The organism is Bartonella sp. AA16NXGY (genome assembly GCF_042197325.1).
Taxonomy (GTDB): Bacteria; Pseudomonadota; Alphaproteobacteria; order Rhizobiales; family Rhizobiaceae; genus Bartonella.
On the sequence record NZ_JBHIRR010000071.1, the window covers coordinates 1 to 674 of the forward strand.

Consider the following 674-nt stretch of genomic DNA (forward strand, 5'->3'; position numbering starts at 1 on the left):
TCTGCTCTTCAGAATGCGGCTTCAATTGCGAGCCTTCTGATCACAACAGAAGCAATGGTTGCTGAAGTTCCAAAGAAAGATACACCAATGCCTCCGATGCCTGCTGGCGGAATGGGTGGAATGGGCGGAATGGATTTCTAAGCTCTTATTCCTAGACGTAATAAAGAAACGGGCCTTCTGTGCCCGTTTTTTTATGCTTTTTCATGTTTTCCAATCGGTGAATTTGGTGATTTGATTGCTTTCAAGAATTGTTGATCCCGTGAAAGTTTTTGCGCTCTGCTCTTCAGAATGCGGCTTCAATTGCGAGCCTTCTGATCACAACAGAAGCAATGGTTGCTGAAGTTCCAAAGAAAGATACACCAATGCCTCCGATGCCTGCTGGCGGAATGGGTGGAATGGGCGGAATGGATTTCTAAGCTCTTATTCCTAGACGTAATAAAGAAACGGGCCTTCTGTGCCCGTTTTTTTATGCTTTTTCATGTTTTCCAATCGGTGAATTTGGTGATTTGATTGCTTTCAAGAATTGTTGATCCCGTGAAAGTTTTTGCGTTCTGCTCTTCAGAATGCGGCTTCAATTGCGAGCCTTCTGATCACAACAGAAGCAATGGTTGCTGAAGTTCCAAAGAAAGATACACCAATGCCTCCGATGCCTGCTGGCGGAATGGGTGGAATGG

Annotated in this window: 1 pseudogene; it reads left to right on the plus strand. The window is 45.0% G+C overall.

Annotation, left to right across the window (positions count from 1 at the left end):
- Positions 1–247: 247 nt before the first annotated feature.
- Positions 248–416, plus strand: a pseudogene (gene groEL, locus ACFINK_RS09380) (chaperonin GroEL); the annotation flags it as partial.
- Positions 417–674: the final 258 nt, after the last annotated feature.